The 19,846-nt window shown below is 42.8% G+C and carries 17 protein-coding genes; 11 read left to right on the forward strand and 6 right to left on the reverse strand.

Features of this window, described 5'->3' with window-relative positions:
• Positions 1–248 precede the first annotated feature (248 nt).
• The 4 genes from nhaC to hppD all read right to left on the reverse strand — a co-directional run bounded on the left by nhaC (position 249) and on the right by hppD (position 4,438).
• Positions 249–1,673, reverse strand: a complete 1,425-nt coding sequence (nhaC, locus tag JMW39_RS01615) for a Na+/H+ antiporter NhaC (protein ID WP_201543174.1) — start codon at positions 1,671–1,673, stop codon at positions 249–251.
• A 96-nt stretch (positions 1,674–1,769) separates the two neighbouring features.
• On the reverse strand, positions 1,770–2,111 hold the full coding sequence (locus tag JMW39_RS01620) for a 4a-hydroxytetrahydrobiopterin dehydratase (protein WP_201543175.1): 342 nt from the start codon (positions 2,109–2,111) through the stop codon (positions 1,770–1,772).
• A gap of 106 nt (positions 2,112–2,217) precedes the next feature.
• Positions 2,218–3,156, reverse strand: coding sequence for a phenylalanine 4-monooxygenase (phhA, locus tag JMW39_RS01625; RefSeq protein ID WP_201543176.1), 939 nt, complete (start codon positions 3,154–3,156; stop codon positions 2,218–2,220).
• A gap of 169 nt (positions 3,157–3,325) precedes the next feature.
• Positions 3,326–4,438, reverse strand: coding sequence for a 4-hydroxyphenylpyruvate dioxygenase (gene hppD, locus JMW39_RS01630; protein WP_201543177.1), 1,113 nt, complete (start codon positions 4,436–4,438; stop codon positions 3,326–3,328).
• A gap of 154 nt (positions 4,439–4,592) precedes the next feature.
• On the opposite strand from hppD, the gene JMW39_RS01635 reads away from it, so the two are divergent.
• The 4 genes from JMW39_RS01635 to JMW39_RS01650 all read left to right on the forward strand — a co-directional run bounded on the left by JMW39_RS01635 (position 4,593) and on the right by JMW39_RS01650 (position 9,067).
• Positions 4,593–5,522, forward strand: coding sequence for a LysR family transcriptional regulator (locus JMW39_RS01635; RefSeq protein ID WP_201543178.1), 930 nt, complete (start codon positions 4,593–4,595; stop codon positions 5,520–5,522).
• Positions 5,523–5,699: 177 nt separating this feature from the next.
• Positions 5,700–6,896 carry an aromatic amino acid transaminase gene (locus JMW39_RS01640; RefSeq protein ID WP_201543179.1) on the forward strand — a complete coding sequence of 399 codons (1,197 nt, stop codon included), beginning with the start codon at positions 5,700–5,702 and terminating at the stop codon, positions 6,894–6,896.
• Positions 6,897–7,085: 189 nt separating this feature from the next.
• Entirely contained in the window at positions 7,086–8,375 is a 1,290-nt protein-coding gene (fahA, locus tag JMW39_RS01645; RefSeq protein WP_201543180.1) for a fumarylacetoacetase, read from the forward strand.
• A 116-nt stretch (positions 8,376–8,491) separates the two neighbouring features.
• Positions 8,492–9,067: a VOC family protein gene (locus JMW39_RS01650; RefSeq protein WP_201543181.1), complete on the forward strand. Its 576-nt coding sequence runs from the start codon at positions 8,492–8,494 to the stop codon at positions 9,065–9,067.
• 91 nt (positions 9,068–9,158) lie between these two features.
• Here JMW39_RS01650 and JMW39_RS01655 read toward each other — a convergent pair whose 3' ends face one another.
• The gene (locus tag JMW39_RS01655; protein WP_227679128.1) at positions 9,159–10,052 is read right to left on the reverse strand and encodes an IclR family transcriptional regulator; all 894 of its coding nucleotides are present in this window, start codon (positions 10,050–10,052) and stop codon (positions 9,159–9,161) included.
• Positions 10,053–10,175: 123 nt separating this feature from the next.
• Here JMW39_RS01655 and maiA point away from each other — a divergent pair, with 123 nt between their 5' ends.
• A complete protein-coding gene (gene maiA / locus JMW39_RS01660) occupies positions 10,176–10,814 on the forward strand; it encodes a maleylacetoacetate isomerase (protein ID WP_201543519.1) in 639 nt (212 codons plus the stop codon).
• A gap of 86 nt (positions 10,815–10,900) precedes the next feature.
• Here maiA and JMW39_RS01665 read toward each other — a convergent pair whose 3' ends face one another.
• Positions 10,901–11,146, reverse strand: coding sequence for a hypothetical protein (locus JMW39_RS01665; protein ID WP_201543182.1), 246 nt, complete (start codon positions 11,144–11,146; stop codon positions 10,901–10,903).
• 458 nt (positions 11,147–11,604) lie between these two features.
• Between JMW39_RS01665 and dinB the strand changes: the two genes are divergently transcribed.
• The 6 genes from dinB to truA all read left to right on the forward strand — a co-directional run bounded on the left by dinB (position 11,605) and on the right by truA (position 19,830).
• On the forward strand, positions 11,605–12,690 hold the full coding sequence (gene dinB, locus JMW39_RS01670) for a DNA polymerase IV (RefSeq protein WP_201543183.1): 1,086 nt from the start codon (positions 11,605–11,607) through the stop codon (positions 12,688–12,690).
• A gap of 175 nt (positions 12,691–12,865) precedes the next feature.
• On the forward strand, positions 12,866–14,116 hold the full coding sequence (gene queA / locus JMW39_RS01675; RefSeq protein WP_201543184.1) for a tRNA preQ1(34) S-adenosylmethionine ribosyltransferase-isomerase QueA: 1,251 nt from the start codon (positions 12,866–12,868) through the stop codon (positions 14,114–14,116).
• Positions 14,117–14,227: 111 nt separating this feature from the next.
• On the forward strand, positions 14,228–16,006 hold the full coding sequence (locus tag JMW39_RS01680) for a FimV family protein (protein ID WP_201543185.1): 1,779 nt from the start codon (positions 14,228–14,230) through the stop codon (positions 16,004–16,006).
• Positions 16,007–16,063: 57 nt separating this feature from the next.
• A complete protein-coding gene (locus JMW39_RS01685; RefSeq protein ID WP_201543186.1) occupies positions 16,064–17,602 on the forward strand; it encodes a FimV/HubP family polar landmark protein in 1,539 nt (512 codons plus the stop codon).
• Positions 17,603–17,796: 194 nt separating this feature from the next.
• On the forward strand, positions 17,797–18,897 hold the full coding sequence (locus tag JMW39_RS01690; protein ID WP_265088428.1) for an asparaginase: 1,101 nt from the start codon (positions 17,797–17,799) through the stop codon (positions 18,895–18,897).
• Between the two features lie 93 nt (positions 18,898–18,990).
• Positions 18,991–19,830 (forward strand): tRNA pseudouridine(38-40) synthase TruA, encoded by an 840-nt coding sequence (truA, locus tag JMW39_RS01695; RefSeq protein ID WP_201543187.1) that lies wholly within the window; start codon positions 18,991–18,993, stop codon positions 19,828–19,830.
• Positions 19,831–19,846: the final 16 nt, after the last annotated feature.

Raw genomic sequence — 19,846 nt, forward strand, 5'->3', positions numbered from 1 at the left:
ACAGGACTGCCTTTTTATTTAAGTAAAATGTATGGAATTTCTTCTATTAAAAACGCTAGTAGCGTCTAAAACCACGCTTTCTATACGTCTTTTGTGGGCGGAAATCTATGTTATCTATTATCTCTTATTCAGCTACTTTTAGATATATCGTTTACTGGTTCAAATTAACCAAAAAAACCACCCTAATCAGCTTAGAGTGGTTTTTGGTTCAACTAATAGTATTTGAGTTTATCTTAAAATGCCCCTCGCTAATTGGCCATTTGTACTTTATGTTGCTTACGAATGCTGGACCCATCTTTGCAACTGATGGTGATACCTGTGAAGCCAAATAATATCGTGAGCAATAGCGATAAATAACAGAAGAAGGCATAAGGTAAATAATCAAGTACGGGAACACCTAATGCTTGGCTGATAAACACCCCGCACACACTCCAAGGTACTAATGGATTGATAACCGTGCCCGCATCTTCGATGGTACGCGATAGGTTTTTGGGGTGTAAGTTTAAACGCTCGAACGTCGGGCGAAACGCAGTCCCTGATAATAAGATACTCAAATACTGCTCACCAATCAGCACGTTAATGCTTAGAGCCGCCATCGCCGCGGCAAAGATGGCACGACCTGAACTTGTCAGCATATGTCTAATGCCTAACAATAACGCTGGCAAGATGCCCAAGGCACGTAATAAACCGCCCAAACTTAACGCCAATATCACAATAGTCTGCGTAAAGAACATACTTTGCATACCACCACGTGAAATCATACCTGCCACTTCGCCTAGCTCTAAGTTTTCGGCAGGCGTATAACCAGCGAACAGATAGCCGCCTAGCTGACCTATGCTTGGGCTACTATGCAGATAAGTAATCACTAAAGCGGTCGCAATCGTACAAATGATGGTATAGATGGCATTTACTCGGCATAACGCTAACACTACTAGCACGATAAACGGCAGCACCGCATAACCATGGACTAAGCCGCTATCGACCAATTGCGATTGCAATAAGGTCACTTGACCCAAATCGCCAGTACCCGTCTGCCCAGAAAAATACCAAAACAGGCCAGCTGTAATGAGCCACGCTGGTACCGTGGTATACATCATATTGCGAATATGCTCGAATAAATCGATACCGACGACAGAAGAAGCAAGCGTACAAGTATCTGACAAAGGCGACATTTTATCGGCAAAAAAGGCACCCGAAACTACCGCGCCAGCAGCAATGGCGACGTTGGCATCAAAGGCATTGCTCATACCAATAAAAGCCACACCTAGCGTCGCGGCTGTGGTCAAACTACTGCCTAAAGCCACCCCGATAATTGAGGTCAAAACAAAAGCAGAAATATAATAATACTGTGGCGAGATAAGATCGAAACCATAATACATAATGGTAGGAATAGCGCCTGACATCATCAGCGCTGCGACCAGCAAACCAATAAAAAATAATAAATAAATAGCACCGATACCACTGACAACGCCCGACGACATCTGCTCTTGCATCTTCTCAAAGCTTAGACCTTTATACATACCAAGGCCTAATAAAACAACGATAGCAAGCATCAATGACAGATGCGGCACCCAGCCAAAGCCGATCATGGTGACACCCATAATCGCGATGACAACGCTAGCAATGATAAAAGCTACCTTAGGAGATAGCTCGGTAAGTACTTGTGGAGGCATAACACATCCTTATGGTGCCATCATATATATTCTGGCGTTAGGGTTGGTTTTGGGTAGGACAAGTTTAATGAGTTGCAATGATTATTGCCAGTCTCCTCACTTACCCAGTAGGCTATCGGTCTTTGCTGCCATGACAAAATCATTGCGATGCAGACCTTTAATGCTATGTGACCACCAAGTGACGGTCACCTTGCCCCACTCTACCAAAATACCCGGATGATGCCCCTCTGCTTCAGCGATGTCTGCAAGCTCGTTGGCAAATGCCATCGCTGTAACGAAATTCTTGAATTTATATTGACGCTGTAATTGCTTGATGCCGTCGACTTCGATGGGCGACCAATCAGGGATTTGTTGTAATAGCTCGCGTGCCTCTGTGTCATCGACGGTTGGAGCGCCGATACGGCAGGCTTCACAGCTGGCTTGTGATAATGTCGTCATTATAATGTCCTTTTAAGTTAACTATTATTTTTTTAATACAGTTACGTCCGTGTTAATGCTGTTTTTTACAACATCGTTCATTTAACAATGCAGGTTTTTTTATTCATTAAGAGTTTTTTGGCGCATAAGTCGGTTCAAACAATCCAAGTGACATCGCTTGTTTAACTAGTCCCATAATATCGCTATCGACGATATCGAACAGCATATCTAAATCATCAATGACATAATAAATCGGCTGAATATGATCAATACGATAAGGCGTACGTAACACATCAAGCAAATCAAATGGACGGTGTTCTGGCTGATTTTGAGGTTGCTGCTGATGCTTAGATTGGTGTAATTTCTCGCTACCACTAAGCGCATAAACCGTTTCAGAAGGCGAGCTTAAAATACCGCCGCCATAGATACGGCGATTGTCAGGACGACTACCAACCAAACCAAACTCAATGGTAAACCAATAAAGCCGTGCTAAAAACCATCTTTCCTCTTTACTGGCATTCAAGCCCAGCTTGCCATACGTCTCATTAAAAGCCGCAAACGCAGGGTGGGTCAGCAGCGGACAATGGCCAACGATTTCATGAAAGATATCGGGCTCTTCGATATAGTCCATGTCTTCGAAGCGACGAATAAAGGTCGCCACAGGAAAGCGTTTATTTGCTAGCAATTTAAAAAACTTACCAAAGCTGATAAGCGCAGGAACGGCAGCGGTTTGCCAGCCGGTAGTGGCTTGCAGGATTTCGTCAATATCATGTAGCTGCGGGATATGCGTCAATGGCAGGTTTAGCTTTTCTAAGCCTTCTAGATAAGCTGAGCAGGCACGGTTGGGTATTTGCGTGGCTTGACGTTCAAGCAGCGCCTGCCACATAGCATTTTCATCGGCACTATAATGAATATGACCCTGACTGTCTGGCTGGCGCGAGACGTAAGGCTGCTTTTTAGCAGGTGAATCGGTATAGCTAGAACCATTAGCGCCGAGAGCTTTTGAAGTAACACTCTTGGCACTAAGAGCTTGATGGATAGAATTGTTAGCTTGTAGGCGTTCCATGCCTGTGTTCCTTTTATTAGCGTTAGCACATTTACTTTTCGTCAGCAAACCCCAAATCTAGGTGTTTTGGACTTACCCTCTTAAGCCGTACTTTGCTCATTAAGGACAAGACAAATTCCTTTTGCCCTGCCCATTGATTACTTTTATTGATCTAAAATCCGACTAGAAACTATGGCGTTTCAGTCTCTGGCTGACCAACCGTACCGCGACGAACTTGGTCACGCTCGATAGATTCAAACAGCGCTTTAAAGTTACCTTCACCAAAACCATCCTCGTAATCACCTTTACGTTGGATAAACTCAAAGAAAACTGGGCTACCCAGAATAGTTTCAGAGAAAATCTGTAGCAATAAACGTGGTTTGCCACCTTCAGTCGTACCATCTAGCAAGATACCACGCATCTGTAGCTCTGAGACATTCTCACCATGGTTTGGTAAACGCTCGCTTAGCATGTCGTAGTAAGCCGCATTTGGTGCGGTCATTAGCGGAATGCCAGCAGCTTTTAGCTTATCGATACTGGCGAATAAATCATCACTGGCTAAAGCAATATGCTGAATACCTTCGCCATTAAAATGCATCAGATATTCTTCGATTTGTCCGCCGCCTTGCTTGGACTCTTCATTTAATGGGATACGGATTTTGCCATCAGGAGCGGTCATCGCTTTACTGGTCAGCCCGGTATACTCGCCTTTGATATCAAAATAACGGATTTCGCGGAAGTTAAAGATGCGCTCATAAAAGTTTGCCCAATAGGCCATACGACCGCGATAAACGTTATGCGTTAGATGGTCGATGACTTTAAAGCCATAACCGATAGGGTTTCTGTCAACGTCTGGCAAAAACTCAAAATCGACGTCATAGATAGATTCGCCGTCTTTAAAACGGTCAATCAGATAAATGAGAGAGCCACCGATGCCTTTGATAGCAGGCAGTCTTAACTCCATCACCCCTGTTGGCACATCTACTGGCTGCGCGCCTTTTTCAATCGCCAGCTCATAAGCCTTTTTAGAATCCTTGACCCGAAAACCCATGCTGCAAGCCCCTGCTCCATGTTCTTCAACGAAGTAACTGGCTTGACTTTTTGGCTCACGGTTAATGATAAGGTTAATATCACCTTGACGGTATAAAGCAACGTCTTTTGAGCGATGATTGGCCACATGGGTAAAGCCTAGCTGCTCAAATAATTCTGCGACGGCTTGTGGTTGAGGTGAGGCGAACTCGACAAAATCAAACCCTTGCAATCCCATTGGGTTTTCAAATAAATCTGCCTTTAACTCTGACATTGTCATCATCCTTAATTTCAATTGGTGGTATAAATCGCTAAAAATTAGCAAAAAATAAGTTTCATCAAGTATTCCTATTGACGAGTGAGTTATATTAGATTAGCTTGATTTATAAGACTAATCGTTTTTTTTGATTTATTTATCAGGTTTCCTTATGAATATCAGTATTCGCCAATTGACCGCTTTCGTCAGCGTCGCTGACAATGGCAGTTTTACCCGTGCCAGTGAGCAGATGCATTTAACGCAATCTGCCGTCAGTGGTTTGATTAAAGAGCTCGAATCTAGCCTCGGTATCGTGTTGTTTGATCGCACCACGCGCCAGCTGTCTTTATCTGTCGTCGGGCATCATTTATTACCGCAAGCGAGGCGTATCTTAAATGAGATGCAGCTGTTTGAAAATGAAGCCAGTAGTTTGACAAGTTTGGCGCAAGGTCAGGTGCGACTTGCCGTCTCGCAGTTTGCCGCATCTTCCATGCCAGCGGTCATTGCCCAATTTGCTAAAGTCCATCCCGATATCAGCGTATCTTTGCTTGATTGTTCGGCAGAAAATGTCTTAGAACACATTCAGAACATCGAGGTGGATTTGGGCGTCGGTACTGAGCGTGGCTTTATGGAATCAGAGGATGACATCAGCGCCGATTTGTTATATCAGCTGCCTTTTTGTGTGGTAATGCCTGATAGCCACGTGCTAGCGCAAAAATCTGAAATTATTTGGCAAGACTTGGTAGGTATTCCACTTATTACATTACAAGGTCCATTTATTGAGCAAGTGACCGCTGAGCTTGATGAGAGTATCGCCAACCATATCCAGCAGGCGCGCTATAAAGTCAACTTTATGTCCACTGCCCTTGAGATGACCCGTCAAGGTTTTGGTATTACCTTGTGCTTGCCTTATATGCCGGAGGTGATAGATTGGGTTAGCGCCAACGGCTTGCAAATGCGCCCATTGGCACAACCAGTCAAAATGCGCCGCTTTTTTATTTACCAACGCTCCTCACGCGCATTATCACCCGCCAGCATTGCCTTTAAGCAATTTTTGCAGGCTTACTTCGCCAGTCATTTTGATGATTTGCAGAGTGTTTGAGCTCTCTTAATCAAATCATTACTTAAGTTTGGCAAAGGCTCAAATTCAGCAAAAAACTTGCCAATAAACAAAAAAATGCGTTAATTAATCAGTATCACTGAATCTAACGTTGAGTTAATCGCCAAACTGGTTTATGCTTTTTAACGCCTTAACTCATATCCCTTGTAAGGAAAAAAAATGTTTGAACGTATCGATTATTATGCCGGTGACCCGATCTTAGGATTGATGGACAAATTTGCCGCCGACACCAACCCAGATAAAGTCAATTTAGGCGTGGGCGTTTATTATGATGAGGATGGCAAATTGCCAGTCCTTGAGTGTGTCAAAACGGCTGAAGAGCGTATTGCAGACCCAATCTCTCCTCGTCCTTACTTGCCAATGGCCGGCTTACCCGGGCACCGTAAAGGCTGTCAAGAGTTGCTATTTGGCAAAGACGCTCAAATCTTACAAGACGGTTTGGTGGCGACCATCGCCACTATCGGTGGTTCTGGTGCCTTAAAAGTGGGCGCAGAATTCATCCATGAATGGTTCCCGCAGTCTAAGTGCTACGTCAGCGACCCAACGTGGGGCAATCACATTGCTATCTTTGAAGGCTCGGACGTCGAAGTCGGTAAATATCCGTACTATGACAAAGCGACCAGCAGCATCAAGTTTGATGAGATGATTGCTTTTTTTGAAACCTTGAACAAAAACGATGTCGTCTTACTGCACCCTTGTTGCCATAACCCAACCGGTATGGATTTAACTCGTGAGCAGTGGGATACCGTGCTAAATGTCATTCAAGCGCGTGAGCTGATTCCATTTATGGACATTGCTTACCAAGGCTTTGGCGAAGATATGGACAGCGACGCTTACGCTATACGTAAAGCGGTCGAAATGGGTCTACCAGTATTTGTGAGTAACTCATTCTCTAAAAACTTATCGCTATATGGCGAGCGTGTCGGCGGTCTATCAGTCGTTTGCCCAACAGTAGATGAGACTGAGCGCGTCTTTGGTCAGTTGAACTCTACGGTACGTCGTATCTACTCAAGCCCACCATCACACGGTGGTCGCGTGGTCGATATCGTCATGAACGACGAAGCGCTACATGAGCAATGGGTTGGCGAAGTATATGCGATGCGTGACCGCATCAAGTCTATGCGCTCAAAGCTCAAATCAGTATTGGAAGAAAAAATTCCTGGTCGCAACTTCGATTACTTAACTGAGCAAAACGGCATGTTTAGCTTCACAGGTCTAACGCCAGAACAAGTCGAGCAACTACAAAGCAAGTATGGCATCTACATGGTATCGAACTCACGTATGTGTGTTGCTGGCCTAAACAGCAGTAATATCGATTATGTTGCCAATGCGATGGTCGACGTCTTAAAAGATTAATTACCTGACGCGATTAAATAAAAAACTAATTAAGAAAAAGGCTGGGTTATTTCTCAGCCTTTTTTTATGCCTGATACTTTCTAAAAAACTGCATAAAAAAACCTTGCAATGTATCAAGCTATAAATTACATTATGCGTAAGTAGTTAATTATAACGTAATTCAATATATACTTTAGCAAGGAGCTCCCCATGTCAACGATTGACACAAATCTCACTTCATTTATCGATATCGCCGCTGATTCTGACTTCTCAATTCATAACCTGCCTTACGGTATCTTTAGTGATACTGTTGACGGTAAGCGTCGCGCTGGCGTCGCTATCGGTGAGCAAGTGCTGGATTTGTCGGTACTTGAAGCAGAAGGTTTATTGAGTTTAGATGGCGGCTCTTACTTTGATCAGCCAACGCTTAATGCCTTTATTGATTCTGGTCGCGATAATTGGACCAAGGCTCGTACAACCATTCAAATGCTCTTGTCTAATGATAATGATACCTTGCGCGACAATACTGATTTACAGAAAAAAGCCCTGTTTAAGCAAGCAGACGTCACCATGTATCTGCCCGTTCAAGTGCCAGGCTTTACCGATTTCTATTCTTCAAAAGAACACGCAACCAACGTTGGCACCATGTTCCGTGACCCAAATAACGCCTTACTCCCTAACTGGACTGAAATGCCAGTCGGCTATAACGGACGCGCCAGCACCGTTATCGTTAGTGGCACTGATGTGATACGCCCATCTGGTCAGCTGAAACCCAATGCTGATGAACGCCCTATTTTCTCCCCTTGTAAGCGTTTGGATTTTGAGCTTGAAACCGCATTTGTCGTTGGTAAAGGCAATAATATTGGTCAACCGATTGCAGTCGATGAAGCCGCGTATCATATTTTTGGCATGGTATTACTCAACGATTGGTCAGCCCGCGATATTCAAAAATGGGAGTATGTGCCTTTAGGTCCATTTAATGCCAAAACGTTTGCTTCTGAAGTATCGCCTTGGATTGTGACCATGGATGCCTTAGCACCCTTTAAAACCTCATGCCCAACGCAAGAGCCAGAACCACTGGCTTATCTAAACGAAAAAGATTCTGATAATAGCTTTGATATCACTCTATCGGTCGAGCTATTACCTGAAAATGCTGACGAAGCCACTGTGGTTTGTGAGACCAACTTTAAATATATGTATTGGTCAATGGCGCAGCAGCTAACCCACCATACCATCACGGGTTGTAAAGTAGAAGTCGGCGATATGATGGGCTCAGGTACGATTTCAGGACCGACGCCGGACTCTTATGGCTCAATGCTAGAGATTGCGTGGAATGCGACCAAGCCCGTCAGCCTTAAAGGCGGTGAGACACGCAGCTTTATCGAAGATGGCGATACCGTGATTATGAAAGGCTACAGTGAAAAAGACGGAATTCGTGTCGGCTTTGGTGAAGTGCGTGGCAAAGTACTGCCTGCTCTGACATTTGATTTTGACAAATAGCAGTCGAATATAAAATAGGCGTACAAATAAACGGAACACACTGTCAGATAATTATTACCTGTTAATGATGCTCTGACAGTCTATTAAATCGCATGCTTTATCAAAAGGACATTGATATGAGTTTTAAAATAGAAAAAATCCATCATGTGGCCTATCGCTGCAAGGATGCTAAAGAAACCGTCGAATGGTATAAAAAATACCTAAATATGGATTTTATCTTAGCATTTGCTGAAGATCATGTGCCTTCAACCAAAGCCTTTGACCCTTATATGCATGTTTTTTTAGATGCTGGTAATGGTAATGTCTTAGCGTTTTTTGAAGTGCCCAATCAGCCTGAAATGGGCTTTGACCCCAATACGCCAAACTGGGTGCAACACTTAGCCATGAAGGTAAAAGACCGTGATGCCTTAATGGCTGCTAAAAAACATTTAGAAGAAAATGGTATTGATGTGGTTGGCGTGACCAATCACGGTATCTTCCATTCTATCTATTTCTTTGATCCTAATGGCCATCGTATGGAGCTCACCTACGATGATATTACCGCAGAAGAAAAAGTCTCGATGATTACTGAAGAGATGAAGTATGAGATGTTAGAAGAGTGGTCACGTACTAAAAGGGCACCCGCTCACACTCAGTTTTTACATGCAGAGGAACTGGCGCAAGCACGAGAAGTCGCGCCTGCTGGTGAGTAATAGCTCGAACGATATTATAAGGATTAAACCGCATCGGCGCACCACAAATTCATCAACAAATTGCTGAGATTGTCTTAGTTATGCGGCTTAATTACACAATCTGATAACGCTGTGCGATGGCCAATATTTTCTCAACCACATTCTGTTGCTCACTCATTGGTAACTGCTCTGTGGTGCCAATAATAGTGATGGCATATTCTAATGGCAAATTGTCAGCAGATGACTGGTCATTAGCTGATAAATTATTATTAGAGGACTGAGTAACGGTGCTAAGCTGCGGTACGATAATAGGAATGGTGATGGCATTGATGCCCATGAGCATATCACCAGTGACCGTTGCGTAGCCTTGGGTACGAATCTTAGCTTGTAATTGGCTGAAATTCCGCCATTTTTCTGCGATGGCAGCTTGATTGTCTGTCTGCCATTCAGCTATCACCAATGGCTGAATAACGGCATCTGGCTGATAGCTAGCAAATAGCTGCCCTGTCGCCGACGTCGTCAACGGCATACGTGAGCCAATTCTAGTAATGATACTGATTGGACTATCTGGCTCAACAGACTGAATGATAATCGGACCTTCACTAAACCATTTGGCAATCTGCACGCCGCAGTGTAGCGTGTCTTTAATTTCATTAGCGATATGGGTTAGGCGCTCCAAGATATTGTTTTGATTAAACCCAGTATGCCCTAATGCTGCCAGTGCATTAACGCGCACGCCAAGCCCATAACGACCATCGCTGAGCTGGCGCGCATAATTTTTGCGAATAAGACTGACCAGATAGCGATGACATTTGGCTGGATGCATTTGTATCGCTTGAGCAATGTCTTTTAGCATCATAGGCTCATTATGATCAATAAGGACGTCTAATACTGATAATCCAATTTCAAGTGACTGAACGCCACCTTGGTTTTTAGTGGTTGTCGTAGAATGGTCTGTCAGGTTTTCAGATACTGGCATGTTTTGCTCAATCAATGGTTTACTCACGGAAATTTCATAACAATACGACTTAACAATGCTTATCTTTGATTATATAACATAAGCGTGCTATCAATAATTATAACCATTTATGGCATCAACAACCTACCATTATAAAGGGAATTCATAATGATGAAGCTATATAGTTACTTTCGCAGCGGAACATCACATCGCACTCGTATCGCGCTAAACCTTAAAGGTTTGGCGTATGAGTATATCGCTGTTAACTTGGCAGAAGACCAACAGCTTGAGTTAGCGTTCGAAGCTATTAATCCACAAGGATTGGTGCCCGTCTTACAGGTCGGCGATTTACTGTTATACCAAAGCCCTGCTATTTTAGAATGGTTAGAAGAGGTTTATCCTGAGACGCCGCTATTGCCTAAAGACGCCACTGGTCGTATGCAAGTACGTGCGCTAAGTGCCATGATTGGCTGTGATATTCATCCCATTAACAATCGCCGTATTTTACAATATCTGCGTAATGAGCTGTCGTTACACGAAGATAAAGTTATAAAATGGTGTAATCGCTGGATAAATGAGGGTTTTTCGGCGTTAGAAAAACACTTGGCACAAGATAACAGCCGTGGAAAATTTTGCTACGGTGACAGCCCTACTTTTGCAGATTGCTATTTGATTCCGCAAGTCTCATCGGCAAGGCGCTTTAAAGTAGATTTAAGTATTTATCCTAATATCGCCCAGATTGACGCACACTGTCGCACACTTAAAGCCTTTGCAGATGCTGACCCTATGGCTCAACCCGATGCAACCTAATGCACTAAGCGCTTAATATTGACAAAAAAATAGCCTCTATATTAGGAGGCCATTTTTTATAAATGAGTGGTCGCGTAAGATGTTACTCAAATTTTCATCTCATGCTGCGTAACTACACTTATTTTAATCGGTACCGCAAATAGCCAAGGTGTGCCGCAACTACAATAAAAGCAGCCGTTTTTAAAGGATACGATATAAGCGGTAAAATCGTTACCACAATGATCCATCATTGCTTGCTCATCACTTTCATCATCTACCGCACACCAGACTTGTTTATCACCACGCTCAAGTAGCGCACGCGTCAGATCGCTTCCTGTTATCTCACCATTCATGCCGAGCTCCTTAACTATACTGCACCATCGCTAAACCAACTGGCTTTTTGATAGTGGCTTTTATCCCTGCTCGCTCCCTGAGCATGATATGAGCTATAAGAATCTTTTTTCTGCCGATAAATAAAGGCAAAAAAAATGCTATCCATTTATTTGACCGATATTGCCTTTGCTAGATACTGTATTGTAAAACAATAGCAGCAAAACTGTAACATATAATAGCCTTATTCCTGATAAATGGTATTGACATGCCGATAAATGGTAATAAAACCTTTATTCAAACTACAAATAAAATATTGATAATACTGAATTCATTAGTTGCCAAGGTTTACCTTATTTTTAAAGATATTTTCATAAACCATTTTAAACATACTGAAAGACGCTAAAACGACAGATGATAAAATTAAAGGATTGAAATCAAAGCATTAAAAAAAGATATGAAATCAGGTAAAATAGTGGCTATGACTGCTCCTACTCAACCTAGCCTTCGTAAAATTATTCATATAGACATGGACGCGTTTTATGCCAGCGTAGAACAGCGCGACTTTCCTGAGCTGAGCGGTAAGCCCTTAGTCGTCGGTGGCGACCCAAATGGTCGCGGGGTGGTTGCGGCGGCCAGTTATGAAGTGCGTAAGTTTGGTGTACGCTCCGCCATGTCGTGTTATGAAGCACGTAAACGTTGCCCCGACGTCATATTTGTCAGACCACGCTTTGATATTTACCGCGCGGTCAGTCAAGATATACGCCGCATTATGCACAGTTTAACGCCACTCGTTGAGCCCTTATCGTTAGATGAGGCCTATCTTGATGTGACGGGACTCAGTGTGCATCAAGGCTCAGCCACGCTAATGGCAAATTGGCTACGAGCGCAAATTCTAGAGCAGACAGGACTCAATGCCTCTGCAGGAGTGTCCTTTAATAAAATGCTCGCCAAGATTGCTTCTGATATCAATAAACCCAATGGCACGGCAGTGATCACGCCAGCAGATGCCGATGCTTTTATTAGCTCATTACCTATTGAGCGTTTTCATGGGATTGGCAAGGCAACTGCTAGGCGCTTGCATGTAATGGGTATCAGTAACGGTGCTGACCTTCGTCGCACGCCTGCTACAGTATTGGTCAATGAATTTGGTAAGCGTGGACAGTTTTATCATGACATTGCTCATGGCCGTGACGAACGCCCCGTTAAATCGCAGCGTATCCATAAGTCGGTTGGTTCCGAGACCACTTTTAGAGAGAATTTAAGCCGCGATGATGAGCTACGCCTACAAATCTATGAACAAAACGCCGATGCTTTTAACCAGTTGCATAAAAAACAGCTCATCGCCTATACCATTATTCTTAAAATCAAATACGCCGATTTTACCCAAATCACCCGCTCACATACCTTATCTACCGCTTTTGATAGTGCCGAATCTGCCCACTACTGGCTTGATAAGCTGTTTTTAGATATTCCGCGCTTGTTGCCTATCAGGCTAGTCGGTGTGACTTTCTCTTCGTTAACGCTTGCTACTCAAATATTGCCACAATTAAATTTATTTGAATAAAGTCGTTCAACCTTTCTAAGCAAAGCCACGACTTTTCTAGATTCCAAATATTATACTTAGGCTATTTTGATTATTTGTCTTTATTTATGAATGGTAAGCGCTTAGGAAACCGTTCTTTCATATCCGCATTTCTGCTACAATTACCTCAAAATTCCTATCTATTGAAAGACCGACTATGACTGACTCTCAACCTATAAGCTTAGATGTTAATCTTGATAATACGGTTAATAACAGCAGTGATAAAAGCCTAAATAACGATATTAATAAGAACGATGACGTTTTAGACTACCTTAGCGTTGATGATTACGATTATGAGCTACCAGACAGCTTAATTGCTCGTTATCCACTGGCGCAGCGTTCAGCATCAAGATTGCTATATTTAGCCAAGAATACGCAAGCAAATACTAACAGTCAGATTTTAGACAAACACTTTTCTCAGCTGCCTGACTTACTAAATGCAGGCGATTTAATCGTCTTTAATGATACTAAAGTTATGAAAGCGCGCTTGTTTGGGCAAAAAGATACCGGCGGTAAAATTGAAGTACTTATTGAGCGTTTGGTTGATTTCTCAAACTTAGATAGGGCGGCTCTGCATTTACAAACGACAAATGGCCAAATCGTCAAACAAGAGCATATCGCCTTTTGTCATGTTAAAGCCAGTAAAGCACCCAAACTTGGGCAACAGTTGCAGATTGCTGATGGTCATATGCACGCTGTGATGATTGGTCGCCAAGATAACTTATTTATCTTAGCTTTTGAGGCGCCTATCCTGCCTGACTTAGAACGTTATGGTGAGCTGCCTATTCCGCCCTACTTTGAGCGCCACGCCGATGCGACTGACAATACCCGTTATCAGACGGTTTTTCATGATCCAGCCAAACTTGCCAGCGTCGCAGCGCCGACAGCCAGCTTACATTTTGATGAGCTCGTATTAGATAAGCTTGCCGCAAAAGGTATTAACACTGCTTTTGTTACCTTGCATGTTGGTGCTGGTACCTTTGCCCCTGTAAAAACAGACAACTTGCTCAATCATACCATGCATAGCGAATATGCTCACCTGCCCCAAGCCACCGCTGATCTCATTAACCAAACGCACGCTAATGGTAAGCAAGTGATTGCGATTGGAACGACGGTCACTCGAGTACTTGAGACTGCGTATCAAAAAACGGTGGTCAATGGAAAAGCACTTTCTAGTTGGGCGGGTGACACCGATATTTTTATTTACCCTGGGTTTAAGTTTGGCGTGATAGATAAATTGCTCACTAATTTTCATCTACCAAAGTCTACGTTGCTAATGTTAGTCTCAGCCTTTGCAGGTAAAGCAGCCATCGAACAAGCATATCAACATGCTATTAATACGCAATATCGCTTTTTTAGTTATGGTGATGCGATGCTGCTTGATAAAAAATTAAATTTGCCAGCGTAAACATTAAGCAAACAATTCATGTATTGTTGACAACAGCAGTGAAATAAACTGGTAAACTAAACGCTATTTTGTTATAACACCACAGATAACTCTCATTTTAAAGGGCTGCACATGTCTTGTCACTTATCTCATCGCCTGACTACGGTACATCGCTCAGTATCAATGGCGCTGCTTTATTCAGTCGGCTATGCAGCTCTTATGTCTAATGCCCAAGCAGCCACCATTGGCAAGACGGTTATTACTTCGGCTCAGCACGAACCTCTAGCCGCCAGTATTATGGTTACTGATATTAAGACCGCTGATTTTTCAGCAAGTTTGGCGAACTCTAGCATTTATCAGCAAATGGGCTTGACACCAACTGACTCAATGACAGTTCGTTTCCAACCGACTTCAGCCACTAGCGGACAAGTTTTTATCACGACCACCAAACCTATTTCTCAGCCTTTTGCAGATGTCGTTTTAGCGATTAATGATGGTACTCAGCGTAATGTTATTCCTAAGACGTTATTGATGCCTCTGAAAGACAGCTTACCAATTACTCCTACTAGCAGTAACGTTAGAGCAGCAAATAAACCCAACTTACCCATTGTTTCTACCACCAATGCTCAGCCATTAACGGTAAGAAAGGGCGCGCCGCCGCCATTACTATTAGCATCTAAGGCTTCATCTGTTGATTTGTCTGCTTCAAAAGCAACGGCTACAAGATTGCCAGCTTCTAGTATTCAATTACCGAGCAGCCAAACACTGAACCTTCAAACCGCCAATATTCAAGTACCTAAGACATTATCAAGTTTGTCAACAGCATCCACGATGACACTAATTAATACAACGCCCTCTACTGCTAATCGTTTGAATAATACTGCCGATATAAATAAAAATGTGGCTATTCAGGCAAATACGACTAATGCCAGCACCACCAGCGCTTTAGATAATACTAAAACTGCGCCAATTAATGAGCATGCGTTCGATATACTAAATATAAAAATTACTCGTCAGATACAGCTTAAAAATAATGATATTAGTAACAATACCATCATGGTGAATAAACCTATGGCACCAATGCTATATAAAGACGCCTCAACAGCTAAAATAAGCTCTGACAGTACGACGGTTGATAGTAACCCTTTAGGCAAAACATCCTCTAGTGAAGCTCCATATAGCAATAGCTCCTCTAATCAAGCTGCCTCGTCACAGAGCATAGCGTCGAACACATTTTCTATAAGTGCCAATGCTTCAATTGTAGAAAATACCACAGCTAACACTAGCGATAATAGTAGTGATATAAACTATACCGTACAGCGCAACGATAATTTATGGCTCATTGCTCAGCAAATCGCAGATAAAAATAACCTTGATGTACAAATCGTGATGAAAGAGATTCAAACACAAAACCCCAATGCGTTTATCAATAAAAATGCGGACCAGCTCAAAGCCGATGCTCAGTTAAGATTACCCAGATACGATGTCGTACCGTCACAAAAAAAGCTAAAGGCAGCTATCAATGAGCAAAGAAAGTATCATGCTAAGGCAAATACACCCCTTGTCAAGAAAACCACAATAGCAAAAACTGAAAGCGTGCAAGCGAAAGGAACTGAGAAACCAGCTATAAAGAAAACGCAGACACTACCAACTGCCCAGTTTTCTGTTCTCGCTCCTGGTCATGACGGTAGCGCAGATGGCACTAAAACTAAAGCAGGTATGGAAACGGGCAATGGGCTTAGCACAGATGTGTTAGATATTCTTAAGTCATCTCGAAAAAGTACCGCCGACCAAGCACAGCGTTTATCAAAGACCAACAGTACACTTGGCAGTTATACTAAAAAGCTGCAATTACAAAACCAAAAACTGGCGGAGCTACAAGCTCGTCTCGAAAAACTACGCAATCAATAATTGCCTGATCGATCAATGCCTTATGTTGCACTATTGATCTTAGGCGTGGGAGTAACTATGGACAACATGCTATATATTATCGCCGGCTTGGTACTTATTGTACTGATAGCGGTGTTGGTCATGCGCAAAAACAAAGCGCAAAAACCATTAGAACAGCCACGTATAAAGGCAGGAAAAACTGCGCCTAAAGCAGCTCCTACTCTAGCAGAAACAACTACTGACAAAAAATTTGATCATATTGAGATTGCGCAACGTTTCATGGATCAACAGCGTTATGACAAAGCCATTGAAACACTCAATCGCGGTCTCACTGAAACACCTAATAACAGCCAATTATCCCTTAAACTGCTTGCTGTTTATGCCACGATAGATCAATCTGATAACTTTAATAAAGTCTATGATTCTATTAAAGCTCATGCTGACGCAAAAAGCATTGCTCAAGCTGATGAATTAAAGGCCTTGCTGACTGAAGAACAAAATCAAGCAGCCATACGCGCTTTGCCAGCTGATAATGACCAAGATGCAGGTTTTGAAAGTATTGATTTTGATATACCGGCAAATAAAGTTGAAAATCAACACTCAGCTGTCGATGTCGATTTTGAAAAAGATGCTAGTCAGTCTACTACTTATAGCCCCGACTTAGCTGACAGCTCTGAAAACACTTTAGCGACTTCTAATGATTTCGATAATATTGAGCAAGTTTTTGAGCTTAGTCTGGATGACTTAGAAGAAGATAGTAGCGAGCCAGCCGTTACTAGCACGACATCTATTACTGATCTAGCTATCACTGATGAAGAATCTCTATCAACTTCTACTGCTAAAGAGGTAAATAGTAGAGAAAGTGCCAGTGACTCCGATTTTGATTTTGATTTCGACTTAGCGGAATCGCATGATACTTCTTCAGAAGCACCCATCATAACTTTGTCTAATGATTATTCTAACGACATTACATTAGATAATAATGAAGATTTCGTTTTAGATTTAGCGGATTTAGAAATTCAAACTATTGATGAAAACGTCAATAATGAAATCGCTACAGAAGCCACTCTAGTAGAGCAAGAAGATTTTACATTATCTCTCGACCCTAATGCTAGCATTGGTGCTATCGATACCTTTGCTGTAGCAGAGACAACGCCTTCGAGTGAAACCCCTGTTCTTATTGCAGACGATTTTGAAGATTTTAGTTTTGACGACAATGAAGCACAAGAGACGAATGAAGCGATCCATGAAACACCAAACACTGTAGTGTTCGATGACAATACTTTAATCGATGATGATTTTGACTTTGGTTCTTTGTCAGATGCTCCAACAGCGACGACGCCAGTTGACCTTGCAATTGAAATTGAAAGCAACGTTGACAGTGAAGTTATTGCTGAGCATGAGATTGAAAGCGCAGAAGATTTCTCATCACGCTTTGCCGCTGACTTTGATTTTGTCAAAACGTTAGACAGCAATCAAGTGACTTTAGACTTAGCCGGTCAGTACGTACAGCTGGGCGAATATGACAGCGCCAAACGCTTACTTAATGAAGTCATAAGTCAAGGTACGAGCGAGCAACAAAGCCAAGCGCAAGCATTATTAGATCGCACTGCGTAAAGAGTAGCATTTTCTATTATCAGCAAGTATTCTATTATTATAAGAATACTTGCTGATTTTTTTTGTATTGAACCTTTATACTATTTATTATTAAGTTATTATTAAGCGTCCTATCATTACTCATTATTTTTGCTAGAACGCTCTAAGACTTAGCCTCATTTTCTTCTCCCAATTCTCTTTAATGCGCCTATACTATGCCTCCCTCTGCTATGATAAAAACACTCTCAGATCCTATTCGACTCATTTATGCTGGTGGTACGTTTGGTAGCTACGGGCGACCCTTAGCACCGTTATCAGCAGATATTTTTTTACCGACCTTACAGCAATTACTGGCTGAGCAAGATAATGCTAATAATCTGCCTCAGGTTTCATTGCTTGATAATGCTTTAATTAAAGATAGCAGCCAACTTACCGCTAACGACTTTGTACATTTTTACCAGCTTTTGCTAGCGGCTTATGCACAAGGCGACAGGCGTTTTGTGCTTATTACTGGTACGGATACTTTGAGTTATTTGGGGGCGTTTTTAGCAGAGGCTTTTGCGGGTAGTGATATTTGCGTGGTCGTTACAGGTAGTATGCGCCCATTACTAGATAGTGAGATATTACACTCCTACGCGATTGACACTCATAGCGACGCTTGGGATAACCTTACCGACTCATTAAAACTGGCGGCAGCTGGTGAGTCAGGCGTAAAGATTAGTTTCAGCGGTGAGTCTTGGCCTGCGCAAACAGTACAAAAAATCCATAGCCACGATTTAATGGCATTTACCGGTCACTCTCGAGCGGCATATCCTGCCAATAGTTATATCAAAAGCTTACCAGATACCCGCCGCCAGCACTGGCTAGATGATCAGCAAGAATGGGTTAGCAATATTGAAGCTAGCGCTAAATACGCGCGCATTCATGCTTTATATTGCTTACCAAATGATACTGAGGTAATGAGCGACCAGTTACAGGCATTATTATCACAGCCGCCTTGTGGGATTATTTTATTAGGTTTCGGCGCCGGCAACGTTCCTTATTCGCAATCGCTAGCAAAGTCATTAGAGCTTGCTTATGAAAATGGCCACATGGTGGTATGCGCTAGCCAGTCGCCATTTGGTGGGGTAAGCGACAGTTACGCTGCTGGTAGTTGGCAATACGATTATCACGTGATTAGTGGCGGACGTTTAACGATTCCCGCTATCTATGCACGGCTATTATGGTTATTACTGCGTTATGACAGTCCAGCAAGACGTCGTCAGCGTTGGCTTAATAATGTCAATCAAGCTGGCACTACTATCAAAAAACGTTAGATGTTCATTAACCACTCTTTATGTATTAGCGCTAATACTAGAATGTAAGCCCCAATACTGTAATATCCAATATTATCCATGTCTGAGATTAACATGTCCGAGATTAACAGCATCGAAGCTCAAACTCCTCCAACCTACACCTTAGCAATCGCCATTGAGTTTTTAGGTACAAACTATCATGGCTGGCAGCGACAACGAGAAGTATTGGGCGTACAAGCAGCCTTAGAAACGGCCATCAGTAAGGTCGCCAATGAAACAGTAGAGGTCATCGCCGCCGGTCGTACCGATGCAAGCGTCCATGCCAGCAATATGATTGCTCATTTTACGACGCACGCCTATCGTCCCCCTAATAACTGGCTGCGCGGCGTCAATAGCTTATTGCCTGATGATATAGCTCTACGCTGGATACAGCCGATGCCTGATGACTTTCATGCCCGTTTTGGTGCTATTGCCCGTCGTTATCGTTATATCACGCTCAATCAAGCCCAGCGTCCTGCTATCTTAAATCATCAAGTGACTCATATCTATGAGCCGCTGGATTTAGCAGCGATGCAACTGGCTGCTGCCGACATAGTAGGTACTCACGATTTTAGCAGCTACCGTGCTGCCGCCTGTCAGTCTAATCGGCCTGTACGTAACGTCAGTCATGCAAGGCTCTTTGCCCACGGTCAATTTATTGTTTTTGATATTCAAGCGGATGGATTTTTACACCATATGGTGCGTAATTTGATGGGAACGCTATATGCGATTGGTAGGCACGAGTTAGAACCGGCAGACTTTTTGAAGATTTTGGCTAAAAAGGATCGCACGATAGCGCCGCCTACCGCTTCTGGTGATGGACTTTACTTTATTAATGCCTATTATCCTGAGCATTTTCAAACCTTATTGCCTAATGCGCCGCTTACCCCTATTTGGCTAAACCTCCCCGACTAAATCAGTATGAGCTGAT

This window comes from Psychrobacter immobilis, assembly GCF_904846175.1.
GTDB lineage: Bacteria > Pseudomonadota > Gammaproteobacteria > Pseudomonadales > Moraxellaceae > Psychrobacter > Psychrobacter immobilis_E.